At 45.5% G+C, this 23,173-nt stretch carries 25 protein-coding genes and 2 pseudogenes; 2 read left to right on the forward strand and 25 right to left on the reverse strand.

Features of this window, described 5'->3' with window-relative positions; translation table 11 throughout:
* Nucleotides 1–243 precede the first annotated feature (243 nt).
* From JCM14374_RS10390 to JCM14374_RS10435, 10 genes and pseudogenes are all read right to left on the reverse strand, one after another.
* Nucleotides 244–1,911, reverse strand: a complete 1,668-nt coding sequence (locus JCM14374_RS10390; RefSeq protein WP_054696932.1) for a formate--tetrahydrofolate ligase — start codon at nucleotides 1,909–1,911, stop codon at nucleotides 244–246.
* 260 nt (nucleotides 1,912–2,171) lie between these two features.
* Nucleotides 2,172–2,708 carry a spore maturation protein gene (locus JCM14374_RS10395; protein ID WP_054696934.1) on the reverse strand — a complete coding sequence of 179 codons (537 nt, stop codon included), beginning with the start codon at nucleotides 2,706–2,708 and terminating at the stop codon, nucleotides 2,172–2,174.
* Nucleotides 2,709–3,297: pseudogene (locus JCM14374_RS10400) on the reverse strand (nucleoside recognition domain-containing protein).
* 167 nt (nucleotides 3,298–3,464) lie between these two features.
* Nucleotides 3,465–3,896, reverse strand: coding sequence for a GerW family sporulation protein (gene ytfJ / locus JCM14374_RS10405; protein WP_054696947.1), 432 nt, complete (start codon nucleotides 3,894–3,896; stop codon nucleotides 3,465–3,467).
* The gene (locus JCM14374_RS10410; protein ID WP_054696951.1) at nucleotides 3,859–4,494 is read right to left on the reverse strand and encodes a DUF2953 domain-containing protein; all 636 of its coding nucleotides are present in this window, start codon (nucleotides 4,492–4,494) and stop codon (nucleotides 3,859–3,861) included. Before JCM14374_RS10410 ends, ytfJ begins: the two co-directional genes overlap by 38 nt.
* Nucleotides 4,495–4,541: 47 nt before the next feature.
* Nucleotides 4,542–5,111, reverse strand: a complete 570-nt coding sequence (locus JCM14374_RS10415) for a DnaJ family domain-containing protein (protein WP_054696953.1) — start codon at nucleotides 5,109–5,111, stop codon at nucleotides 4,542–4,544.
* Nucleotides 5,112–5,117: 6 nt separating this feature from the next.
* Nucleotides 5,118–5,630 carry an SMC-Scp complex subunit ScpB gene (scpB, locus tag JCM14374_RS10420; protein WP_054696957.1) on the reverse strand — a complete coding sequence of 171 codons (513 nt, stop codon included), beginning with the start codon at nucleotides 5,628–5,630 and terminating at the stop codon, nucleotides 5,118–5,120.
* A complete protein-coding gene (locus tag JCM14374_RS10425) occupies nucleotides 5,614–6,360 on the reverse strand; it encodes a segregation and condensation protein A (RefSeq protein WP_054696960.1) in 747 nt (248 codons plus the stop codon). The genes scpB and JCM14374_RS10425 overlap by 17 nt, the downstream gene beginning before the upstream one ends.
* A gap of 20 nt (nucleotides 6,361–6,380) precedes the next feature.
* On the reverse strand, nucleotides 6,381–7,013 hold the full coding sequence (locus JCM14374_RS10430; RefSeq protein ID WP_054696962.1) for a site-2 protease family protein: 633 nt from the start codon (nucleotides 7,011–7,013) through the stop codon (nucleotides 6,381–6,383).
* Nucleotides 6,997–9,636 (reverse strand): CBS domain-containing protein, encoded by a 2,640-nt coding sequence (locus JCM14374_RS10435; RefSeq protein WP_054696965.1) that lies wholly within the window; start codon nucleotides 9,634–9,636, stop codon nucleotides 6,997–6,999. Before JCM14374_RS10435 ends, JCM14374_RS10430 begins: the two co-directional genes overlap by 17 nt.
* Before the next feature lie 217 nt (nucleotides 9,637–9,853).
* Here JCM14374_RS10435 and JCM14374_RS10440 point away from each other — a divergent pair, with 217 nt between their 5' ends.
* Nucleotides 9,854–10,357 (forward strand): DUF2889 domain-containing protein, encoded by a 504-nt coding sequence (locus JCM14374_RS10440; RefSeq protein WP_054696968.1) that lies wholly within the window; start codon nucleotides 9,854–9,856, stop codon nucleotides 10,355–10,357.
* A 31-nt stretch (nucleotides 10,358–10,388) separates the two neighbouring features.
* Here the strand turns inward: JCM14374_RS10440 and JCM14374_RS10445 are convergent, their stop codons facing one another.
* The 15 genes and pseudogenes from JCM14374_RS10445 to JCM14374_RS10490 form a co-directional block, all read right to left on the reverse strand.
* Nucleotides 10,389–10,688 carry a class I SAM-dependent methyltransferase gene (locus tag JCM14374_RS10445; protein ID WP_054696971.1) on the reverse strand — a complete coding sequence of 100 codons (300 nt, stop codon included), beginning with the start codon at nucleotides 10,686–10,688 and terminating at the stop codon, nucleotides 10,389–10,391.
* Between the two features lie 2 nt (nucleotides 10,689–10,690).
* Nucleotides 10,691–11,164 (reverse strand): hypothetical protein, encoded by a 474-nt coding sequence (locus JCM14374_RS10450; RefSeq protein ID WP_054696974.1) that lies wholly within the window; start codon nucleotides 11,162–11,164, stop codon nucleotides 10,691–10,693.
* Between the two features lie 2 nt (nucleotides 11,165–11,166).
* Nucleotides 11,167–12,906, reverse strand: a complete 1,740-nt coding sequence (mutL, locus tag JCM14374_RS10455; protein ID WP_054696977.1) for a DNA mismatch repair endonuclease MutL — start codon at nucleotides 12,904–12,906, stop codon at nucleotides 11,167–11,169.
* A 2-nt stretch (nucleotides 12,907–12,908) separates the two neighbouring features.
* On the reverse strand, nucleotides 12,909–13,127 hold the full coding sequence (locus JCM14374_RS15830) for a hypothetical protein (RefSeq protein ID WP_369397355.1): 219 nt from the start codon (nucleotides 13,125–13,127) through the stop codon (nucleotides 12,909–12,911).
* Nucleotides 13,124–14,254: a histone deacetylase family protein gene (locus tag JCM14374_RS10460; protein ID WP_369397357.1), complete on the reverse strand. Its 1,131-nt coding sequence runs from the start codon at nucleotides 14,252–14,254 to the stop codon at nucleotides 13,124–13,126. The genes JCM14374_RS15830 and JCM14374_RS10460 overlap by 4 nt, the downstream gene beginning before the upstream one ends.
* Nucleotides 14,251–15,933, reverse strand: coding sequence for a hydantoinase/oxoprolinase family protein (locus tag JCM14374_RS10465; RefSeq protein ID WP_054696980.1), 1,683 nt, complete (start codon nucleotides 15,931–15,933; stop codon nucleotides 14,251–14,253). Before JCM14374_RS10465 ends, JCM14374_RS10460 begins: the two co-directional genes overlap by 4 nt.
* 77 nt (nucleotides 15,934–16,010) lie before the next feature.
* A complete protein-coding gene (locus JCM14374_RS16090; protein WP_500797396.1) occupies nucleotides 16,011–16,124 on the reverse strand; it encodes a hypothetical protein in 114 nt (37 codons plus the stop codon).
* A 102-nt stretch (nucleotides 16,125–16,226) separates the two neighbouring features.
* Nucleotides 16,227–17,290: pseudogene (gene mutS, locus JCM14374_RS14870) on the reverse strand (DNA mismatch repair protein MutS); the annotation flags it as partial.
* Nucleotides 17,173–17,484 carry a hypothetical protein gene (locus JCM14374_RS14875; RefSeq protein WP_242848964.1) on the reverse strand — a complete coding sequence of 104 codons (312 nt, stop codon included), beginning with the start codon at nucleotides 17,482–17,484 and terminating at the stop codon, nucleotides 17,173–17,175. The pseudogene mutS and the gene JCM14374_RS14875, both read right to left, overlap by 118 nt.
* Nucleotides 17,460–18,569, reverse strand: coding sequence for a MutS N-terminal domain-containing protein (locus tag JCM14374_RS14880; RefSeq protein ID WP_242848965.1), 1,110 nt, complete (start codon nucleotides 18,567–18,569; stop codon nucleotides 17,460–17,462). Before JCM14374_RS14880 ends, JCM14374_RS14875 begins: the two co-directional genes overlap by 25 nt.
* 67 nt (nucleotides 18,570–18,636) lie before the next feature.
* Nucleotides 18,637–19,011 carry a YlbF/YmcA family competence regulator gene (locus JCM14374_RS10475; RefSeq protein WP_054696983.1) on the reverse strand — a complete coding sequence of 125 codons (375 nt, stop codon included), beginning with the start codon at nucleotides 19,009–19,011 and terminating at the stop codon, nucleotides 18,637–18,639.
* A gap of 136 nt (nucleotides 19,012–19,147) precedes the next feature.
* Nucleotides 19,148–20,233 carry a tRNA (N6-isopentenyl adenosine(37)-C2)-methylthiotransferase MiaB gene (miaB, locus tag JCM14374_RS10480; protein WP_369397358.1) on the reverse strand — a complete coding sequence of 362 codons (1,086 nt, stop codon included), beginning with the start codon at nucleotides 20,231–20,233 and terminating at the stop codon, nucleotides 19,148–19,150.
* Nucleotides 20,200–20,427 (reverse strand): hypothetical protein, encoded by a 228-nt coding sequence (locus tag JCM14374_RS15835; RefSeq protein ID WP_369397359.1) that lies wholly within the window; start codon nucleotides 20,425–20,427, stop codon nucleotides 20,200–20,202. Before JCM14374_RS15835 ends, miaB begins: the two co-directional genes overlap by 34 nt.
* A 211-nt stretch (nucleotides 20,428–20,638) precedes the next feature.
* Nucleotides 20,639–20,863: a hypothetical protein gene (locus JCM14374_RS10485; protein WP_054696986.1), complete on the reverse strand. Its 225-nt coding sequence runs from the start codon at nucleotides 20,861–20,863 to the stop codon at nucleotides 20,639–20,641.
* Nucleotides 20,864–21,288: 425 nt separating this feature from the next.
* The gene (locus JCM14374_RS10490; protein WP_054696989.1) at nucleotides 21,289–21,630 is read right to left on the reverse strand and encodes a hypothetical protein; all 342 of its coding nucleotides are present in this window, start codon (nucleotides 21,628–21,630) and stop codon (nucleotides 21,289–21,291) included.
* A 184-nt stretch (nucleotides 21,631–21,814) separates the two neighbouring features.
* On the opposite strand from JCM14374_RS10490, the gene JCM14374_RS10495 reads away from it, so the two are divergent.
* Complete coding sequence (locus JCM14374_RS10495) at nucleotides 21,815–23,119, forward strand: hexokinase family protein (RefSeq protein WP_054696992.1); 1,305 nt, start codon at nucleotides 21,815–21,817, stop codon at nucleotides 23,117–23,119.
* Nucleotides 23,120–23,173: the final 54 nt, after the last annotated feature.

The following is a 23,173-nucleotide window of genomic DNA, read 5'->3' on the forward strand; positions in this document are numbered from 1 at the left end:
ACAATTTTGTAATCAGACCTTTAGTTATTTCTCCAGTAAAATTGGAATTCCTTCTTTTCTGCAAAATTTTCTTCATAAATAGGGAACATTTTCTTTCGACAAGCGTCAAAATATAACCCAACGAATTATAGTGATATCAAAAAAATAAGAAGCCAGGCAGCACAGGATATCCTCTGCCGTCTGGCTTCTATTATTTTTTATAAAGTATAGAAAGCGAAGCTAAATTGAGTTAATAACTCGTAATTAAAATAACCCTACTATTTCGCCATCAGGTAAAATATCTATTTTTTCGGCTGCAGGTCTTTTGCTAAGACCCGGCATAGTCATTATATTACCGGCTAAAACTACGATAAATCCTGCCCCGGCACACAGCTTAACTTCGCGGGCTGTAATTTTAAAGCCTCTAGGCCGCCCTCTTTTTTCAGCATTATCAGATAGAGAATACTGCGTTTTAGCGATACAGATGGGCAGATCCCCATAACCCATGCTTTCCAAACGCTGCATCATCTTTTCAGCCTCACTGGTATATTCAACACCGTCAGCTCCGTAAATTTCACGGCAAATAACCTCAATCTTATCTTTGATGGGCTGTTCCAACTCATATAAGAAATTAAATTTACTGTTTTTTTCAGTGGCGGCGACAACCTTAATTGCTAGTTCCCTGCCCCCGGCGCCTCCGTCGGTAAACACCCTGGAAAGTGCGGCATCAGCGCCTATGCTTTCACATCTATTAATAACCATATTGATCTCCTCATCTGAATCAGACGGGAATCTATTCACGGCCACTACGACTGGAAGCCCGTATTTCCCTATATTTTCAACCTGTTTTTCCAGGTTCTCCAGACCTTTTTGCAAGGCATTTAGATCGGGTTCTGCATATCTATCCTTATCAACTCCGCCATGATGCTTCAATGCCCTTACAGTAGCTACCAGTACAACTGCATCCGGTTTAAAGCCCCCATAACGACATACGATATCAAAGAATTTTTCCGCACCCAGATCGGCGCCGAATCCGGCTTCGGTTACCATATAATCAGCCAGTTTCAAACCAAGGCGGGTAGCCACAATACTGTTAGCCCCATGAGCAATATTGGCAAACGGCCCCCCATGCACAAAAGCCGGGGTGTTCTCCGTAGTTTGCACCAAATTGGGTTTAATAGCGTCTTTCAGGAGTAAAGCCATGGAGCCATGAGCCTTTAACTGTCCTGCAGTAACAGGGTTGCCGTCAAATGTATATGCAACCACCATGCGACGGCATCTTTCCTTCAAATCCATCAAATCAGTGGCTAAACAAAGCGAAGCCATTACTTCAGAGGCTACGCTGATATCAAAACCTGATTCTCTTGGTACCCCATTAATCTTCCCGCCCAGCCCGATAATAACATTTCTTAAAGCCCTTTCATTCAGATCCATAGCTCGTCTCCAAACAACCTGCCGGGGATCTATCCCCAGTTCGTTACCGTGATGGAGATGATTGTCCAACATGGCGGCCAGCAAATTATGAGCGGCAGTAACTGCATGGATATCGCCAGTAAAATGCAGGTTAATATCGTCCATAGGGAGCACTTGAGAGTAACCCCCGCCGGCAGCCCCGCCTTTGATTCCAAAACTCGGTCCCAATGAAGGTTCGCGCAGTGCGATAACCGCCTTCTTGCCAATCATGTTTAACGCCTGTCCCAACCCTACCGTGGTAGTGGTTTTCCCTTCCCCTGCCGGTGTGGGATTAATAGCGGTCACAAGAATCAGCTTTCCTGAAGGTTTGTCCTGCAGCCGGGGCCACAAATCCATGGAAAGCTTGGCCTTGTATCTACCGTAATACTCGATATCGTCTTCACTCAAACCAATTTTGGCGGCAATTTCTCCAATGGGCAGCATTTTAGCTGACTGGGCTATTTCAATGTCGCTTTTCATCCTTTGACCCCCTGTTTTATAATTAGCCGTTGACTAACAATTTTCATTGATTCGTTTAATAATTATTTGCATAGGCGATTTTACAGTCTTATTTTACCACAGGTACTGTTAGAAATATGTTAAGGCCTTGTTATTTCATCCTTAACATAATAACGATACTTTTCACATTTCTAACCAGGAAGATTTCTTTTACCGCCTTGCCTTTATGGCTTGGACAAAGCGTTATGTTTACCCTAAGTCAAGTGCAAAAATTGAGTTAACTACTTAAATAACAAATGGCAAATGTAGACCGAGGCGAGAAATCCGGTGAGGTCAGCGGTGAGTCCGGTTACAATGGCATAACGGAATCTCTTTATTCCTACCGAACCGAAATATATAGTGAGTACAAAAAAGGTTGTATCTGTAGTTCCTTGCATGGTAGAAGCCAAACGACCAATAAAAGAATCAGGCCCATGAACTTTCATAAGTTCAGTAGCCATGCCCAGGACGGCGCTGCCCGATAACGGACGCATAATGGCCAGGGGCAGTATCTCTGAGGGTATGTTCATCAAATTGGTGAACGGACTCAACGCCCGGCCTAAATACTCCATTGCCCCGGAAGCGCGAAAAACCGAAATTGCCACCATCATTCCCACTAAAAAAGGAATGAGTTTCAAAGCGGTGGTGAATCCTTCTTCCGCTCCTTCCACAAAGCTTTCGTAAACCGGTACTTTTTTATAATAACCATAGACGGGAATAACCAGTAATAAGAAAGGAATAGTCCATTTTGAAACCAGTGTCAGTACAGATAACAGCATCTACCTGTCCCTCCAGGGACTAAATGTACGAAACCAGTAATCTAAAGTAATGCCAATGCACATGGCTATAGCAGTAGCAAATATACAAGGGCCGACAATTTCCGCAGGATGTGCCGAATGATATGATAAACGCACCCCAATAATGGTGGCCGGCAGTAATGTAATACAGGAAGTATTCAGAGCCAAAAATGTGCACATGGCCTCGGAAGGATTATCTGAGCCTTGATTGAGATTCTGCAACTCGCGCATGGCTTTCATGCCAAAGGGGGTAGCGGCATTTCCCAGACCTAACATATTGGCGCTGAGATTTAGAATAATGGCTCCCATGGCCGGATGGTGGGTGGAACTGAAGGAAACAGACGAATCATCAGCGGTCTGAGTAAACGAGCCAGCCCCTGTATCATACCTGCCTTTTCCGCAATTCTCATGATTCCCAGCCATAAGGCATGATGCCAATCAAATCAATGCAAACCTGAACCGCGCCCCGCGCCGATCCCAGAGCAGCTTCTGTCACTGTTTCAATATTGCCCGTCAGACCTGCCACAATTATCCCAGAGCCTAATAGAACCAGCCAGACCACGTTCAACATACCGCAACAGTCCCCTTTTTAAACCCTTTTTGAAGGGTATGTATAGGCAAAAAAAATAGAACCGTTCGTAATCTACTGAACGGTTCCTTGTTTTTAGACCAAACGATTTATTGATTGCTTCGCTGCGCATGCAATGACTCTTTAGATTCGCTGTGTGCGTATTCTTTTTAAAACTCTATATCGTCTTTGCCTTCGCCATTTCTTTTGCGTCTTTTATCAATAATATGATCAACCTTATCCATTACTTGAGGAACAGTATCCACGATACGTTCAGCCAACTGGTTACCGGTTACAGATATAAGGCGTACATCATTCATTCTAACCACTAAAAAGCCCACCGGTTTTACAGAAACACCGGCGCCGCTGCCTCCTGCAAAAGGCAGTTCCTGTGCGCGCTGGTTATTAAACATCTCGTATTCCCCGCCTCCGGCAGCAAAACCACAGGCTACCTGGGAAACCGGAATTATCACTGTTCCATCATTGGTTTCGACCGCATCACCTACTACAGTATTGACATCTACCATCTCCTTGATGGCTTGCATTGCGGTTTTCATCAGTCCCTCAATAGGATGGCTCTGTTTTTCTTGTTGTGAATCCATGCCAGTACCCCCTTACGTACAAAAACAATATATAGCATATTATAAACATAATATATACGATACGCATTTTTAATATACAAAACAAGCTGCTGGATATTTCTTTATGAAGGTAATCAGGCTCAACCTCCAGGTTGAGGTCATGTAAACGGCTAAAACTGCCAATCATACCTGTAATAGTGCCTTTCGCTGTCCAGATTCCTCCACAGGCCACGGCGGTATACATAATATCATCAAGGCCCAAACGTGTCCTCCAGTCTAGTTTTTCCACTGCCATATATTTAAAAAATAGTCGTCCCAAGTTTAATACTGCATGGATATCCTTAAAGGGATTGATTGGAGTGTTACGTTTTTTAGATGTGGGATGCAGGGCTTTATGTTTTCTTTTTTCAATCAAATCATTAATTATCTGCGCCCAGCCAATTGGCAGTTCCATGTGTTTATGCCATTCAAACCGTTTCCATACAGGTAAAACGTCAATCTTTACCGATTTGGCCTGCTGGTTTAACACCAGTTCAAATCTTAACCGAAGTCTCAGATAGATTGCATTAATTAACAACAATACCATTACCAGCAAGGCGATGATAATTCCAGCCTTCATTATAGGATTCTCCTGTTTTTTCCATATTGTCCCGCAGGTCTTAACATTTATTCGGTTTTTTTACCCTGCAAAGCTTCCTCAATAATCTGTTCCACCTGTGAAATCACCTTGTACATCTCATCATCAACCTTAATATTGGCCCGGCCCAGGCGAAATGTAGGACAGTGCAGATTAAAATCGGTTATCTTTCTGTTGATATTCTCCATTAATAAACGCTGTTCATAATAAAAATGCGCCTTTTTCTTATTGAATCTTTCCAGGGCCATCTTACCGTGTTTTTCCCGGTAAAACAATCGAGTGTATTTTTTAAAATACTCCACTTCATCCCAAAATTTCTTAAGGTCGGCATCAACTTCCTTGCCCAGGTCTATCCAGTAGGGAACGAAATCGTTATCTTTAAGGATTTTTAGCACCATACGTAATTCAGGAGGTTCAAAGGGATTTTCCTCAAAGCTCAGCGGTTTGCCTGCACCCTCTAAATTATCGAAATCGCCCCGTTCTCGGGCTTTGTTTATCTGTTCCTCCACCAAATCCTCAGTGCTGCTCATATAGCGCGCCAGTTTCCTGGCTTCCTGCAGTTTAATTATTACCTGTTCCTCGATAGATTTATCCGCCACTTGATTTTAAGCCTCCTCTAAAACCGGCAATTCCTTGAGGCTGCCCAGGCCAAAAACCTTCAAAAATTCAGGGCTGGTTTTGTATAACACCGGTTTACCCAGGACAGCTTTATGTCCCGCTTCCTCAATAAGTCCTCTTTCCAAGAGATTCGTAACTATTTTTTCCGATTTCACCCCGCGTATATTTTCAATTTCCGCTTTTGTCACCGGTTGACGATAAGCGATTATCGCCAGTGTTTCCAGGGCAGCCTGGGAAAGCCTGCGCCGCACCGGTTTTTCCAGGCGGTTAATTATATCCGCGCAGCGGGGATGAGTACACATAAGGTACGAATTGTCAATACGTACAATTTGTATACCTCTCTGTTTTTCATTATACTCCAGAATCAACTCGTCCAACACGCTCTTAAGATCAATGAGCGGCAAGTCTAGTATTTCCACCAGTTCTTCTATAACCAGCGGTTCAGCCCTGATAAAGAGAATGGCCTCCAATGCAGCCTTAATCTCATCCCGAATTAACACTGGACTTTTTCGCCCCTTTCAGTTGGATTACTATCTGTCCAAATCCCTGTTCCTGTACGGCTCTAACCCGTTGTAAACGCAAAAGCTCCAAAAGTGCCAGAAATAAAGCCAACGCTTCACGCCGGCTTTTAATATCTCTAAACATTTCTTGGAAAACCATGACTCTATGACTTTTTTTGAGCATGCGCACAATGTCATCCATTTTATCTTCTACCTTGATATCTTCCAAAGCCAGATTAAAGTCAGTGCTTTTAACTGGTATTTGCTGGACCATGTTCTGATAAGCCTTAACCAACGCTTTTAGATCTGCCGACAGTTCTTCGTATATTAAATCTCCGGATTCACTGTTACGGTAATAAATGCGAGGCAATTCGCCTTCATATAACGCAGCCAGATGATCAGATACCGCTTTAAACTTTTTATAATCCAGCAGCTTTTGCACTAATTCTGTTCTGGGATCGACGGCTTCGTCACCGTCCTCAGCATTATCGCCCGTCACTCGATTCGGCAGTATTAAACGAGATTTTAAATTTAACAAATATGATGCCATAAGCAGAAAGTCCCCCAGCTGCTCCAAATCAATATGACCGGTATTCCGCAGGTATTCGAGGTATTGTTCCGCGATAGCCGCTATAGGTATGTCATAAATATCTATTTCGCTTTTTTCCACCAGGTATAATAATAGGTCCAGCGGTCCGTGAAAGGCCTCCAAATCAACCACGTAGGGCACTATCACACCCCCTGCCAGTTTTAGAATACAGCTGTATATAATAAGCTATACATGATATTCACCAAGGGATTAAGTATTTTGCCAAAGGCCCCGGTAATAATAAAAAGCAGCAATATCAACGGCCCATACTGTTCAATCGAATACATGAACTGGGCTCCGGAATCAGGCAGGAGCCCGGCCAGAATCTTTGACCCATCCAAAGGCGGCAAGGGAATAAGATTAAACACCGCCAGGATAAGATTAATGTAGACCAGCGGTCCTACCAGCAACAACACTGTACTGTTGGTATAAAGACTGAAACCTGCTCCGGGATCTATACCATAAAATTTTAAAATAAGCATACCCGTCAGAGCCAGCATAAGATTCATAGCCGGCCCAGCCAGAGATACCAGCATCATACCTTGTTTTACGCCGCTGTTCCTGAAATTATAAGGATTAACCTCGACCGGTTTGGCCCAGCCAAACTTAAAAAACAGCAGCATAAAAAAACCTACCCAATCGATATGGGGCAGGGGGTTCAGGGTCAGCCGTCCCTGGTAATAGGGCGTGTCATCCCCTAACCAGTAAGCCACTCTGCCATGGGCGTATTCATGAAAGGTCAGTCCGATAATTATGGCAGGCAGCCAGATCAAGGTATTAATCAACCACTGCATCTTTAAACCTTTCCTCCTCTATCCATCTCTTTACAGTATTGATTTCATCTTCCCGGGTATTAATTTTCTCCGCCAGTTTTAAAACATACAATTCATCCAAAATCAAACGGAAAATTGGTCCCGGAATCAAACCTAGATCCTGTAAATCATTGCCGTCAATTTCCACCTCGACCGTTTCTTTAAGATCCAGATAGTGCACCAGGTTTTCCCAGGCGGTTTCGTCCCTGACTAAAAGCAGCAAGTATACGATGTTTTCCCGGCTCAGGTCTGCTACCATATGATCGATCTCAGGTGCGGGAAGTTTGGGATCAGCCATAAGAGCTTCCGCAATCTGCGGTACCTTGCGGGAGCCCTGTATAGTTTGCGCGGCATAATTTTCAAAAGGATATCGTTCCAGAATACTGTCCACTTCCTGCTGTTCCAGACGAGCCAACAATACGATAATATAGACCAGCCAGCTTTTAATATTTACAGGGTAATACCTCTCTTCCAGCCAGGCAGCCATGATAGGAATCCTTTTTAAGGTTACCCGGTTCAGGTGTTCGAGTTTCACTTCAGGTAATATATAATTCCAAACCCCTATTTCCTTCATACGGTCTAAGGAGGGTCCAGGGTCTTTTTCGTTAAGAATCAGGATGAGTTCGCTCAAAATACGCTTATAGGATAATTTACCTAGAAGTCTGCGTTCAATGGCATCGCAGGCGAACCGTAAGGTATCTTCTTCAATGGTAAAACTGTATCTTTGTTCAAAACGTATAGCCCGTAATATACGAGTGGGATCTTCTACAAAACTAAGGTTGTAGAGTATGCGAATGATACCCTGTTCCAAATCCCTGCGTCCTCCGAAATGATCTATCAAATCTCCGAAACGTTCCGGATTCAAACAAATCGCCAGGGTGTTAATGGTAAAATCGCGGCGGTAGAGGTCCTCTTTTATGGTAGACTTCTCTACTTTAGGCAGAGCCGCCGGAAATTCATAATACTCGGTCCGGGCTGTGGCTACATCGATTTTACTGCCGTCAGGAAGCTGAATTACTGCGGTACGAAAGCGATCATGAATCCGTACTTTCCCCCCTAATCTTTCAGCCAGTTTCTGGGCCAGTTCCTCCCCGCTGCCTTCTACCACCAGATCCACATCAAAATCGGGAACCCGCAGAAAAAGGTCTCTCACGAACCCCCCTACACAGTAAACCATGCTGCCCAAGCTGGCCGCGATTTGCCCTGCCAGTCTCAAATTAGCCATAATTCTGGATGGCAGGCGCTCCTCCATCAGATCCAGGCAGTTCTGTTCTTCACTGCCGGACCGATACAAAACAGCATGATCCTCAGGGTAGTCTTCCCCGTGCAGAGTTCTGATAATATCGGTACGTGATACTATGCCTGCCAGGCGGCCATCAGCATCAACCACCGGCAGACGACCGATATCATGTTCTACCATAATTCGTTGTATTTCGGTCACCGGGGTATTAGTATCGATAGATAAAACATTGCTGGTCATAAAGCCCTTTACCGGAGCATGTCCCAATTCATGCATGCGGGCCTTGTCCACATCGCGGCGGGAAATAACCCCCACCATAGTATCGCCGTCAACCACCGGCATACCCGTATGCCCGTAGCGCAGCATTATGCGCCCGGCTTCCTCCATGCTTATAAACATAGGAATGCTTTTTACCGGCGTTGACATAATATCTCCGGCACATAAACCCGGATTAATGTTTTCACCCAAATTCTCTAAAATAATGGCTATGCTCTCTTCAATATTTTTTCCTTTGGCAACTGCAGACGCGGCTTTATCGTGCCCCTTGCCCCCCAGGGGACGCAATACTTCATTAACCTTGATATTATTGCTGCGGCTGCGGCCAACGATGTTAACTTTGCCTTGCATCACCGCCAGAACAAATACCACATCACTGTTTTCTATCTCAAACAGGCTGTATGTAACCGCATCCAGCCCGGGAATGAACTGTTCATTATCACAAACGGCTATGGTCACATCCAGGTTCTTAATTTGATAATGGCGAGCGGAATTGAGCAAGCTCTGGAGAAGCTGTCGCTGTTCGCCTGAAAAAGGAGTCTCCATAAAATTAGCGACTACCGCCAGGTTAGCTCCCTTGGCAAGTAAAAAGGCCACTGCTGACACGTCACGCGGAGTGGTGGAGGTAAAAAGCAAACTCCCGGTGTCTTCGTATATGCCCAGGGCAAAAATAGTGGCATCAAAGGCCGTAACCGGCAGGTTGCGAGCTATAATCTCCTCAACCAGAATGGTGGTGGCGGCACCCGTTCCTTCTACGTGGTAAATGCTTCCCGAAAGGTCATCAGGAGCAGGAGGATGGTGATCATAAACGTAAAAATCTAAATTAGGCCGCATAGCCAGTTCTTTTAATTGTCCCAGGCGATTAGCGCTGGCAGTGTCCACAACTATCATGCGTGATACCGTGCTAAATTCGATTTCCCGGGGGCTTTTAACAGCCAGAAGATCTTTATATAACGCCATAAATTTTTTTACATTGCGTGATAGGGTTCCGGAGAATACTTTTACCGCCGCCGGGTATAATTTCCCTGCAGCCACCATCGCGGCTAGTCCGTCAAAATCCAGAGCGTTATGCGAAGTAATTATATCCATTATTATCAACACTCCTGTCCAGGATAAGTGCATTATAACATAAGCCAAAGTCAAAATCCGTTAAACCATTCCCTCTCAAGTTATGGTTGAAATGTTTTTTAAAACTATTAATTAAGACACAATATATTATATTGTCGCTTTTTATTGTCTATCTTGATTTTATTTTTGTACCAATTCTATAATTAGCGGAGAAATTTTCACTGCAGGAGGATGGGCTTTGTACGAAAAAACAGAAAAATATGAAGTAAATATTGTTCCCAATGTCGGCTATGAAGTGCGGGGCCAGTGGAAAGACGATATTCATGATATACGCACCCGTATTGTATTCAATTACCAAACTTATGAAGTAGTTGAAGCAGAAGCCGAAGGTATATCCGTCCCCTTTGAAATCTGCCATCAGGGTATTCAAGCCATAAAAGAACTGGTTGGTATTAAAGCCGGCAGCGGATTTCTGCGTACTATTAGGCAAAGGGTTATGGGGAAAAACGGCTGCATGCACGTAGGTGAACTGGCGGAATACTCGATCACCGCAGCCTTGAATTGTGCGGTGCGCGAAGTACCTGATTGGGCTGATCCGGCTGATTGGAATGCCCGCTGGGCCATCTGGCAGCATGTCTATAAAGACAACTGCATATATTTCTCCCAACCCGAAGTCATGAAGAGCTTCCGCATTGACATTGAAGAGGTATTACAGAAAACCAAAGAAAATAGGATGAAATAAGTTTTGAGTCAAAGGGACGGTTCTCTTGACACTATGGCTCTATAACCCCATATGCAATGGGGTTGTGGTGACTGCCTACTATGAACTGCACACCTAATCGTTCTAATTCTTTGCTGGAGCGGGTTTCTTTTATTACTACTTTTTTGCGGGCTACCCGGCAGGCTTCTGTTATGCTCTGTTCATCAAGCGGACGATGATCGGCTAACTGCCGTAAAGGTTTGATAGCTGTGCTGTGATGCTGAGGATGACGAAACATGGGGTCAAAATAGACCACATCGAAGGAATTGCTGGGAACATGGCAAAGGTAATAATAATGGTCGCTGTTTATCACTTCTACCTATGTATAGCCATATCCAGCCAGGGCATGGAGCTTTCATAAGCCTGCATTCCCCATTTTATAAGCCCGGCAATTAGCCTTACCGATTCCAATCCTACTACTCGGCCCTCCGAGCAGATGTAGGAAGCAACTACAGCATCAGCCCCCATTCCCAGGGTGCAATCCAAAAACTCATCCGTCTTATTCAGACCACAGGCCTCCAGAAACGGTTCGGTTCCCCGCTGGTGACGCAGAGCAGACAGTCGGTTTTTGGCCATACTGGGGTGATAAAAGAGTTTTTGCGCCCCCATATTCAGCACCGGCCGTCCTGATTCCCACACCAATACCGCTTGTGCCTCATTTTCCCGGGCTATTAATTCGAGGGATTTATTTTCGCGCGGACAATAAGGGATGTGGGTCTCAGCTAAAAAATCTCGGAATTTCTGATCTATTTCCTGGCTGGAACGGGTTCCTGTCGCTATAATACGCATCTTTACCTCTTAAACATACGGTCTAAGTCATGATGATCCAGTTTCACCATTGTAGGCCGCCCATGCGGGCAGTTCTTGTAATCCGGGACTCTTAACAAATCTATAAGCAGTTTTTCCATTTCATAATGACGTAAAACCTCGCCGGCCTTAATGGCTTTTTTACAGGCCATCATAGTCACAGCGCGCTGTTTTATATCGGGATCACGTTTCGTTGTAAGCATTTCCAGGACTTCACGCAGAATCTCTTCTTCATTGCCTGCCACCACGGTTGGTACCGAACGTATCACCAGAGTGTTAGGTCCCAGTGACTCCAGATGAAATCCCATCGCAGCAAAAACTTCCCTATGCTGTTCAACCGTTTCCATTTCACGGCTGGACAATTCAATGCTCAAGGGAATGGCCAGTATCTGCGCCGCTTCCTCACCAGCCGAGGCTGAACCGATTAAATATGAATATAGTATCCGTTCATGAGCAGCATGCTGGTCCACCAGCCACAGCGCATCCTGGTGTTCGATAACAATGTAGCTGTTAAGTACCTGGCCGATTATTTTAAGTTCATCCCCAGGTAATACCTCCAATGCTTCATTGTGCGGCAAACCAATATAATCTATACTGTTAAAAGCCGTTGGCCTTGACTGTTCAAAGCCTGACGAATTTTGAAACACATTTTGCTCCCTGAACAGCGGGGCTGCTGATGGGGGGGACGGCATATAATTATATGAAATCGGCTGCTTGAATATATATTCGCCTGGCCTGCTGTCCGCACTGACCAGGGCATCTTTCAAAACGCCCTGCACGATTTGAAATACAGCTTTCTCATCTTGAAAACGCACTTCACTTTTTTGCGGGTGAACATTTACATCCACACTATCAGGCGGGAGCTGCAGGGTCAAAATAACCACCGGGAACTCCCTGGCCAAAAGAAACCCCGCATAAGCCGCCTCCACCGCGCGGTACAGCAAGGCGCTGCGCACCGGACGTTGGTTTACGAAGAGCATCTCCTGCCTGCGGTTGGCCCGCACCAGTTCAGGTCTGCCAATAAGCCCGGTAAGGCTGGCCGAAGGGCTGATATAGCTTATGTCCAGCAGATGAGATGCGAAATCACTGCCATAAATAGAGATAACCGTGTCACGCAGACTGCCATTGCCCGGGGTTTTGAAATAAGTCCTTTTCTCATTGTTGAAACTAAAGCACACTTCCGGTCTGGCCAGAGCGTAACGGGTGATGAGATCATAAACCTGGTTGCCCTCACTAACCGGCGATTTTATAAATTTCTTACGGGCCGGGGTATTAAAAAACAGCTCACGGACAATCAACCTGGTCCCCTCTGGACAAGCATGGTATTCGTGTTCATCCATTCGCCCCCCTTCCAGCCGGGCGTGTACTCCATCATGATTAACAGTTTTGGTATAAAGTTCCACGCGGGAAACCGATGCAATGCTGGGCAGAGCTTCACCGCGAAAACCCATGGTATGTATATTATATAAATCTTCTTCTTTATTAATCTTGCTGGTGGCATGGCGCAAAAAAGCCAGCGGGATTTCTTCAAAGCTCATACCCTGGCCGTCATCTTCCACTTCAATCAGGTCAAGCCCGCCGTTCTTAATGCTGACCTTAACGGCAGTCGCACCGGCATCAAGTGAATTTTCCACCAATTCTTTAATTACCGAAGCAGGTTTTTCTATAACTTCACCGGCGGCGATTTTGTTTATTAAACTGTCGCTTAGCAGCTGAATAGTCATATTTAGAGCACCATTTCATTATCTGTTTTCACATCCAGGCAGCGATAAACATCTGCGGCCCGGTCTTGCAGGTAAATCAAATCAAATTTGCCATAGCCTGATTTTTCTTTATATATGGACCGGGCTTCAGTCTGGCAGCGGGTGCAGCTGTTGATTGGTATGGAAATGCAATGAACCCTGTAATAGTGACCATTATGATGCTGCGCTGAAGATTCTATCATCTGAAGCCTCCACAGTCGCTGCAATTCCTTATTTGTACCTTTTGTTCCTCATGGATATAATCGGTATCATAGAAAATGCTGCGGTGATTTTGGAAGAACTCTCCTCCCTTTTGCCGGTTGGCGGCGATAAAATCCTCCCGGCGGCGGAAAATTTCTAGCTGCCGGTCCGCTATCTTCTGGATATATTCCAGATTGGAAGAGGACTCTTTAAAACGTTCCGGTTTATAATCCGGTTCCCGCAGACGGCTGAAATCAAGCCCAGCCATAGCCATAATCAAGCCCATGTTCACATAGGGCAAGGCCGTTTCCACCGAATAGCCCCCCTCTAAAACTGCTATATCGGGTGCCAGCCTGGCATTCAGCTTCGCATAACCCTGAGCGCTGAAGGCCATATCAGCTAAAGGGTCGCTGTAGTGATTATCCTGGCCGGCTGAATTGACTATTATATCAGGTTTGAATTCTTCCAGGAGCGGCATAATCAGCTGATCCAGGGCATAGAGGATACCAGTATCGGTAGTGCGCGGCTTGAGGGGCATATTAATGGTGGTTCCGAAGGCCAACGGTCCTCCCAGTTCATCTATGAAACCGCTGCCGGGATAGAGGGTACGTCCATCCTGGTGGAAAGATATAAACAGCACATCGGGATCATCCCAGAATATTTCCTGCGTACCATCACCATGGTGAACATCGGTATCAACAATGGCAATCTTTTTCAATCCGTATTTTTGGCGCAGGTACTCGACCATTATGGCTTCGTTGTTGATATTGCAAAAGCCGCGGTTGCCATGGCTTACGGTCATGGAATGGTGTCCCGGGGGACGCACTATAGCAAAACCATTGCGAACTTCTCCCCGCATCACGGCATCAGCGATGCGCAAAGCAGAGCCCGCCGATATCAGGTGAGCCTCAGTTATCTGCGCGTCTACATCAGGAACGCAGAAATGAACCCGGGCAATATCTTTATGACTGGCAATTCCCGGTTCATATTCCCTGATTTGCGGCAAATCCATGATGCCTTCCTCAAATATCTGGTCTCTGGTATATAATAGACGTTCTTCCCTTTCAGGATGAGTCGGGGTAATAGCCCAGTCAAAAGCCGGAAAAAATAGAATACCGGTCGGCTTCATATTTCAACCCCCTTAAATTCCTCAATAAAACCAGGTGTAACCTGGATGCCAACTTCAAAAAGCTTGCCTGAACTGTTGTAACCCCGGATCATATTAAACTGTTCTTCCATAAAGAACTTGTACTGCGAGGTATAATCCTGCATCCCCCTGGCGCGGCCAATTTCCTCCAGCTGCTGCCGGGCCATTTCCTTGGCGTCCTGCAGCTGAAAATTGCGGTTCAGTTTTAAACCGGTCTTAATTCCACCTGGGTCAATAGCACAAGAATCAGTCTGCGTATCGATATGCAGTTGTACGCTTAAAGTGGGGCGGACCACACTGGCTCCGAGCGCATTGGCCACATCCGCGTACTGGTGCAAAAAGCAGGGTACATTCATTTCATCTGCCAGCAACGGGACTATGGCCCGGGCTGCAGCCCCGATGCCAATCATACGCTGCAGTTCAAATCTGCGGCGGTGTATAACCTCCCATACCTTATAAGCCGGTTCATTTTCCCATTCCTCAAACATTTCCCGTATAGACTTCAATACTCTTTCCTTGACCTGATTAATAACATCCCGGCAAAGCGCTTCCATATCCTGACCACTGGCTGCGGCTAGTTCCTGCAAGGCTTTTCGGGAATGTTCTTCATCCCCAATAGCAAGTTGGTTGTAAACATTAAATACATCAGTCACGGTGGGGGTCTGACCGCCAAAGCAAACCGCCGGTCCCCGCCGGAAACTTTCAAGTTTTACCCCCTGCTCTCCCGCGGTTAACGCGCTGTCCCCGCCCAGAGGAATGGAGCGAACCGCAAAGGCATTGATCTGGGTATAATGTTCCTCGATGCGCGCTCCTTTTGATGCATAAAGGGGTTCCCCGCCGATAATCAGGGCAATATCTGTGGTGGTTCCTCCTATATCAAGGACCACCGAGTTATATTCATCCCGGCTCAGAGCCAGAGCACCCATGGTGCTGGCAGCAGGTCCCGAGAAAACCGTTTCACAAGGCATCCTGCGCGCAACATTCAGAGGAACCGTGCCTCCGTCTGCTTTTAGAACATGCGCCTCACAGAATAACTTTCTGTCTGCCAGAGCTTTTTCTATATCATCCACAAAACGGTTCCATTCTTTTATAGTCATTGCTGTATAGTAAGTACTGGCCGCCCGACGCGGGAAATTCAGCTTAGCTGATACTTCCGAACTTATGGAAACGATAATGTCTGGATATTGCCGGTTAATATAATCACGCACCTGTTTTTCCAGGCTGTCGTTACGGTTAGCAAACTTGGCCGCCACCGCCGCCCGTTTGACCCCGGAATCAGCAATTTCTCGGCATACGGCTTTTAATTCTCCCGGTTCCAGAGGCTCAATTTCGCGCCCGCGAAAATCTATGGCCCCCTTTAAGTAATAAGTAGCCGGGGAAATCTGGTAGGCATCATGCGGCAGTCCGTAACCGGGCAATAAAATCAGGGCGGTATCCTCTCCCTGTCCTGTGGCCAGAATATTTGTAACCAGAGTGGTGCTCAATACTATTCGCTCAATTTCTCCCGGTCCGGCTTTATCAAGCAAATCATCCAGAACCTCTAGCACACAAGCTCTGATATCCTCTTCGCTGGTGGGCCGTTTACTGGTGGCAGCTATTTTTCCCGCAGAGAACAACACTCCATCGGTATAAGTACCTCCTACATCAATGCCGATTAACAACGCTTTCACCTCCAGTAAATATTCAGTCTTACTTGCGCCACTCCGTTGTTATGCTCCTTAAACCTTACTTTCCACGTTCATAAGCTTTCTTTCCAACGATATATCAGGTTCAGGGCCTCGCGGGGGCTGAGTTTATCAGCATCCAGTTCCCGCAGTTCCAGTATTATATTGTCATCATGACCAAACAGCATGGGCTGAATTAGAGCGGGAACGCCTTTTGGGGGTTGGTTTTTCTCTAATTCCTGCAATATGTCCTGTCCGCGTTTGACTACCTCATCGGGGACTCCAGCCAGGGCCGCTACGTGCAGTCCATAACTCTTGTCAGCCTTCCCTGGCAAAACCTTCTTTAAAAATACCACCCTTTCACCACTTTCTCTGACGCTTACAGTAAGGTTGTATATTCCCGTATGGCTTTGCGCCAGGAGGTTAATTCGTGATAATGGGTAGCAAACAACGTTTTGGCTTTAATTTTGTCATGAATATACTCGGCCACCGCCTGAGCGATGCTCAAGCCATCATAGGTGCTGGTGCCTCTGCCGATCTCATCCAATATTATAAGGCTTTTTCTGCCGGCATTATGCAGTATATTGGCTACTTCCAGCATTTCCACCATAAAGGTACTCTGCCCGGCACTGAGGTCGTCAGCTGCTCCGACTCGCGTAAATATCTGATCAACTATCCCCATTTGCACAGATTCTGCCGGTACGAACGATCCCATCTGCGCCATGATTACCAGCAAGGCTACCTGGCGCATAAAAGTGCTCTTGCCTCCCATATTGGGACCGGTAATAATGGCAAATTGCCTTTCCTCAGTATCCATACAGATATCATTGGGAACAAAGCCCGCATCAGACAGGCTCTGTTCGACCACAGGGTGACGTCCGTTTTTTATGACTATACCCTGGCTGTTATTCAGCACCGGGCGGTTATAATTATACATATAGGCTCTGTCAGCCAGTGCGTAAAGCACATCCAGGACGGCGATCCTGTGTGCGCTGTCCTGGATGCGCGTCAGATCCTTAATGAGTTCATTACGCAGCTTGACAAATTCCTGGTATTCCAGGGCAAAAAGCCGGTCTCGCGCTCCCAGGGCTTTTTCCTCATATTCCTTAAGTTCTTCACAAATAAAGCGTTCGGTGTTAGCCAGGGTTTGTTTGCGGTGGTAATTGTCCGGAACCATATTCAGGTTGGATTTGCTTATTTCAATATAGTAGCCGAATACCCGGTTAAAGCCTACCTTCAAGTACTTGATGCCGGTTCGTTGTTTTTCCCGGTTTTCGAATTCCAGCAGCCACTGTGAACCCTGCTGGGAATAGCGGCGCAGCTCGTCAATTTCTTCATGGTAGCCGGTCTTGATGATATTGCCTTCCCGGATATTAATGGATGCATCATCATGATGGCCCGTTCTAAAAGATTATAAATGTCATCCAGGCGGTCTAAAGCAGATATGTGCTGAAGAATGCTGCTATGGCTTTCAGTTAGAAGGTCGGCCAGATTCTGTACAGCCTGAATCGTATTTTTCATGGCTACCAGATCGCGGGGACTGGCCATTTCGGCGCTATGCGCGCGGCTATTCTCTCCAGGTCATTTACTGACGCCAGAAGCTTTTTCAGTCTTTCACGCAGTTCTATATCTGTTAATATTTCTTCTACTCCATCCTGGCGCAATCTTATTTCTTCCAGGTCCAGCAAAGGCTGTTCAATCCAACGGCGCAGGGTGCGTTTGCCGGGAGCACTGAGACAGCCATCCAAAATGGCTAACAGTGAACCTTCGCGGCGGTTCTCACGTAGGCTTACCGTAAGTTCCAGGTTACGGCGCGTGCTGAAGTCCATTTCCAGGTAATCGCCTTTACTGTATGTACTGATACTGCGCAGGTGGTCAATCCTGGTTTTACATTTGTCCTGCAGAAATCGGATAATGACGGCTGCAGCCTGAATACCGGAGGAATAATCCTTTAAGCCAAAGCCTTCCAGAGAGTTTACGCCAAAGTGCTGCAGTAACAAGCGCCGGGCATTATCAGTGGATATGGGTTCGTGATCTATGGTTATGGTTATATCATCAAGCCAATTTTGATCATCGCCCCCTGATGGCGTCAGGGAACTCCATTCGGGAACCAAACATTCCGCGGGCGCAAGGCGCTGCAGCTCACTAAGCAGTTTGGGCCAGCCGTCTTTACCGCTGAACTCTGCCACGCGAAATTCACCAGTAGAGATATCCGCCCAGGCTAAAGCGCATATGTGGCTTTCTATAACCGCAGCCAGGTAGTTGTTGCGTTTTTCATCCAGCATTATGTCTTCCAGGATGCTGCCCGGGGTTACAATCCGTATAACCTCCCGTTTTACTACTCCTCGGGCTTCACGCGGATCTTCCACCTGTTCACATATTGCTACCTTATGCCCCTTGGACACCAGTTTAGCCAGGTAGTTCTCCACAGCGTGATATGGAACACCGCACATAGGAACCTTTTCCTGTCCGCCATCACGTGAGGTGAGTACTATCTCCAGTTCTCTTGAAGCCTTTATTGCATCCTCAAAGAACATTTCGTAAAAATCGCCCAGGCGAAAAAAAAGAATGGCATCCTGGTACTGGTTTTTTATCTGCAGGTATTGTTCAATCATCGGGGTATACCCGCTCATCCCTGATCCTCCAAAAAGAAAGACTTGTCCTGACGGCAAGCCTATCTCGTTTCAATCTGTCTTTTAATTACATACACATGCCGTCACAATCGCAATCGTCCCCGCAGCCGCCAGACAAGGCATGATTAACAGCATGAAAAACAGCCCGCAAGAGGTCATTAAACTGTTCTTGCACTTGAATTAATTCATTGATAAGCGGATTCATATTTAACAGGTTTTCAAAATCCTCTAATTGGTCCTCTTCATCCCGGCTTACGGGCAGACCGTCTTCTATTTTGTGTTCAATCTTGGTTTTCATATCCTCATATTTAATTATGAGTTGATAGGATTCAACGTCTTGGAGCAGCCGCGCCTGGACATCCCTTAATTCCTCTGCAGGCTCGGACTCGGCGATGGCATTACCCAATTCTGTCGCCATGCGAATAATCTCTTCTATGTGCAAATGCTTCTCCTCCTTTAAATACTAATTAGACGCAGACTTTCTATGACTTACGCTGAAAATGATGTTCCGATTAATAGGATATATAACACTGTAACCAATCTGCAAAAACCTTTCTCAATCCGCGTGAAATCATTCCTTATTCCTCAACTAATTCTCCGAATAATGAAAATGTAGTTGCTTTCGTTATTTTAACATTAATCTGCCGCCCAATTAAATATTCTGGACCAGAAAAGATTACGATGTGATTGCTGCGTGTGCGCCCGGTAAGTTTGGCAAGATTAGTTTTACTATGCCCCTCCACCAGCACTTCATATGCCATCCCTTCCATAGCATGGTTAATCTGGTCGGCGATAGCATATTGCACGTCATTAAGGTGTTTCAATCGGCGCCTTTTCTCCTCTAAAGGAACCTGGTCGGGCAAATTCGCCGCCCTGGTGCCGGAGCGTATTGAGTACATAAAGGTAAACGCCGCTTCAAACCGCACCTTTTCCACCATATCAATCGTGTCTTCAAAGTCCCGGGAGGTTTCACCCGGGAAACCCACTATCAAATCGCTGGTTATAGCTGCTCCGGGTATCTCGCTCCTGACCTTTCCTGCCAGTTCGAGATAGTGTTCACGAGAGTATTTACGGTTCATGCGGCGCAGGACCTCGTTACTCCCGGCCTGCAACGGCATGTGTATATGTTCGCATACCTTACGGTTAGCAGCTATACACTGAATTAGTTTGTCACTCACATCCTTGGGATGAGAGGTAGTAAAACGGATGCGGTCAATGCCTTCAACTTCACTGGCGAGATTTAAAAGATCCGCAAAATCCACATTATGTTCCAGGCCTTGGCCATATGAATTAACATTCTGACCCAGAAGGGTTACTTCTTTGTACCCTTGAGACGCAATTTGGCGCAGTTCAGTGATAATATCCGCTGGTTCCCGGCTTCTCTCGCGTCCCCTGGTATATGGAACTATGCAATAACTGCAAAAATTATCGCAGCCATACATTATATTAACGAAGGCGCTGATCCCCTGATGGCGGCGCACAGGCTGCCCTTCAACAATCTCTCTCATGTCCTCGGTTATTCTATAAACGGGGCCGCCGCTTTCCACAGCTTCGTCTATCAACCAGGGCAATTCATGTAAATTATGCGTGCCGAAAACGATGTCAACCCCGCTTTTACGAAGCTTTTGTCTTACTTCCGGCAGCTGAGCCATGCAACCCCCCAAGCTACTAACAAATCCGGTTTGCGCCTTTTTAAACCTGCTACTTCTCCCAGTTTCCCATATACCTTATTTTCAGCCGAATGCCTCACACTGCAGGTATTAAAAACGATGAGATCAGATTCTTCAAGAGATGGACTCTCCGTATAACCCATAGCATCCAATAATCCGGCCATGGTTTCCGAATCCCTTACATTCATCTGACAGCCATAGGTTAGAATGTAATATTTCTTCCCTTGGCCAATATTCGCAGGGTTTTTAATATTCATTATATGACATGCTCCATTCTCATATGGAAATACCAAATCCAATCACTTATTTTATAGCTTACTAAATATATACTGTCTAATACAAACGAAAAGCGGATATATAATCCGCTTCACGTAAAACATTTTTATTTTATTACTGTACTTATTGTTTTAAAAGCTCTTCAATACTGCTCTTTAATTCTGGAACCATTATTCCGCCCGCAAATTTTGGCTCACCGTTTATCACGGTTATGGGGAATGGATAACCCATTTGTAAAACCTTATTTACCAAGGGGTAATTAACCAATCCTTCCTTATCCGCATCAATATACTTCAGGCTAACCTGATCGCCGAAGCTTTCTTTCAGGTCTTCCGATACTTTTTCCACTATGCCCTGGTATTCTTCATAAGGATTTGTGCCGCAGCTTCCCGCTGAGCCGCATGAGCTTCACCCGCCGCCGGACATATTAGTACCGTTTAGGATCTCCACAAGTATGGTTTCATTTGACATGTCTATGCCTCCTTAAAAACAATATAAATAATTTCCCCGGTTACATGGATAATAACAGCTATAATAGGGAGAATCAATGATATTCTAACCTAAAACCGCGAGAAAAATACGGTTTTATCGGCATTTGCAAACACTTCCCTCTGAACACATCCTCCTCAAAGCCTGTGTTTACCGGACATAGCCGAAACAATCTATAACCTAAGGATATGCAATAATATAGCTATTTTTATACATAAAAAGACGGTTCCCGCCAGCCTGTATTAAGGTTGGAACCGTCTTCGTTTTTCCTAATATTGCTGTAATTATTGTTGTTTCAGAATTCCCTCGATACTGCTTACTAATTCGGGCACCATGATTCCTCCGGCAAATTTGGGTTCTCCATCGATGACTGTAATTGGATAGGGATAACCCATCTGCAGAACCTTGCTTACCAGCGGGTAATTACCCAATCCTTCCTGATCAGCATTGATATACTGTATCGTCACCTGTTCACCGAATTTTTCTTTCAAATCCTCAGATACCTTTTCCACTACTGCCTCGTACTCTTCGTAGGGATTGGTCCCGCAGCTTCCAGCCGATGGGCAGCAGCTGCACCCTCCCCCCGAGGCATTCGTTCCATTAAGTATTTCAATTTTTACTTTCACAAATAAACCTCCTATCCGAACCTTTATATGGATAATATCAGTTATACTAAGTATAATCAAATATTATTTATTTAAAAATAGACGTACATAATTTTGAAATTATAAATATAATTCTGCCATACTAACCCTATCAATCAACTGAGGAGGATATGGTGGGAGCGTTTATACTTCTTGCCGCATATTTATGAAAAACTGCCTGCAGGAGCTGCAAAATGAATTTATATTGAGCATACAGGAACTTGTGGAGATATCCCGGGGATTTAAACAGGAAATTGACACCGCACTCAGCGGAAAGCCTTCCAGTCTGCCTATAGTTTCTTATGCCTTAAATCTGCCAAATGGCGAAGAAACCGGTTTATTCTGTGTATTGGATATTGGCGGAACCAGAGCCCGGGCTTCACTTATTGAACTTCAGGGTCAGGGTCGTTATAAAATCCTGTCACAGGTTACATATGGTTTTCGTGATCCGCAAAGGGATTATACATTATCGGCTGCTGACCTCTTTGATTTTCAGGCCAACCTCATTGCTGAAGTTATAGAAAACTGTAATTATGTCGTAAATCTAGGCTATACTTTTTCGTTTCCCTGTAAACAAAATAATCTTAACCACTGTCAATTATTGAAATGGGCCAAGGAAATAAAAACTCCCGGTGTCGAAGGTCAGGATGTAGTCAAGCTGCTAAATCTGGCTTTGCAACGCAATGGACTGGCAGATAAAATCAATCTGGTGGTCACGATCAACGATACTGTTGCTACTTTGCTGACATCAGCCTATTCAGATCCCAATACCGATATTGGCTCCATTATTGCCACAGGTCATAACAGCTGCTGCGTGCAAAAACTACCGGATGGAAAAGGAAAAATAATTAACCTGGAATGCGGAAACTACACTGGTATAAAGAGCACCCGCTGGGATAAGCAAATAGACCTTAACAGCCAGGGTCCTGGAGAACAGCTTTATGAGAAAATGGTTTCCGGCCAGTACCTGGGTGAACTGGTCAGGGTTATTTGTTTAGACTTATACAAAAAAGGTCTCTGGTTAAAAATAACTAAGACAGCTTCATGGGAAACACCTTATTCATTAGAATCCCGCCACTTAGCATCTATTTTGCATGACAATAGTTATGAACTCGAAAAAACAGCCGGGGTTCTCAGGGAAAACTGGGGTATAACCACTCCAGGTTATGACGATCTAAGGTTGATTAAAGATGTTGGTGAATTGGTAGTAAACCGTTCCGCTCAATTAATAGCTGCTTCCTTTGCCGGTATCCTCGTTTACATTGATCCGGCTCTGCAGCACGAACATACCATTGCCATTGACGGTTCAGTATATGAAAACATGCCCGGTTTTGCCGAAAACTTGCAAAAAAACCTTTACCAAATCCTTAATGTTCCGTCAGGCCAAATATCACTGCGGCTTTGTAAAGACGGCTCCAGTATCGGTACCGCAATAGCAGCGGCGATGATTGCGCAAACACCTGCCAGATAATCCCACTCAATTCACTTCTCTCTTGAAAAAGAATACTAGTATACACGCCGTTTT

The sequence above is a fragment of the Syntrophomonas palmitatica JCM 14374 genome (assembly GCF_001311885.1).
GTDB lineage: Bacteria > Bacillota > Syntrophomonadia > Syntrophomonadales > Syntrophomonadaceae > Syntrophomonas_A > Syntrophomonas_A palmitatica.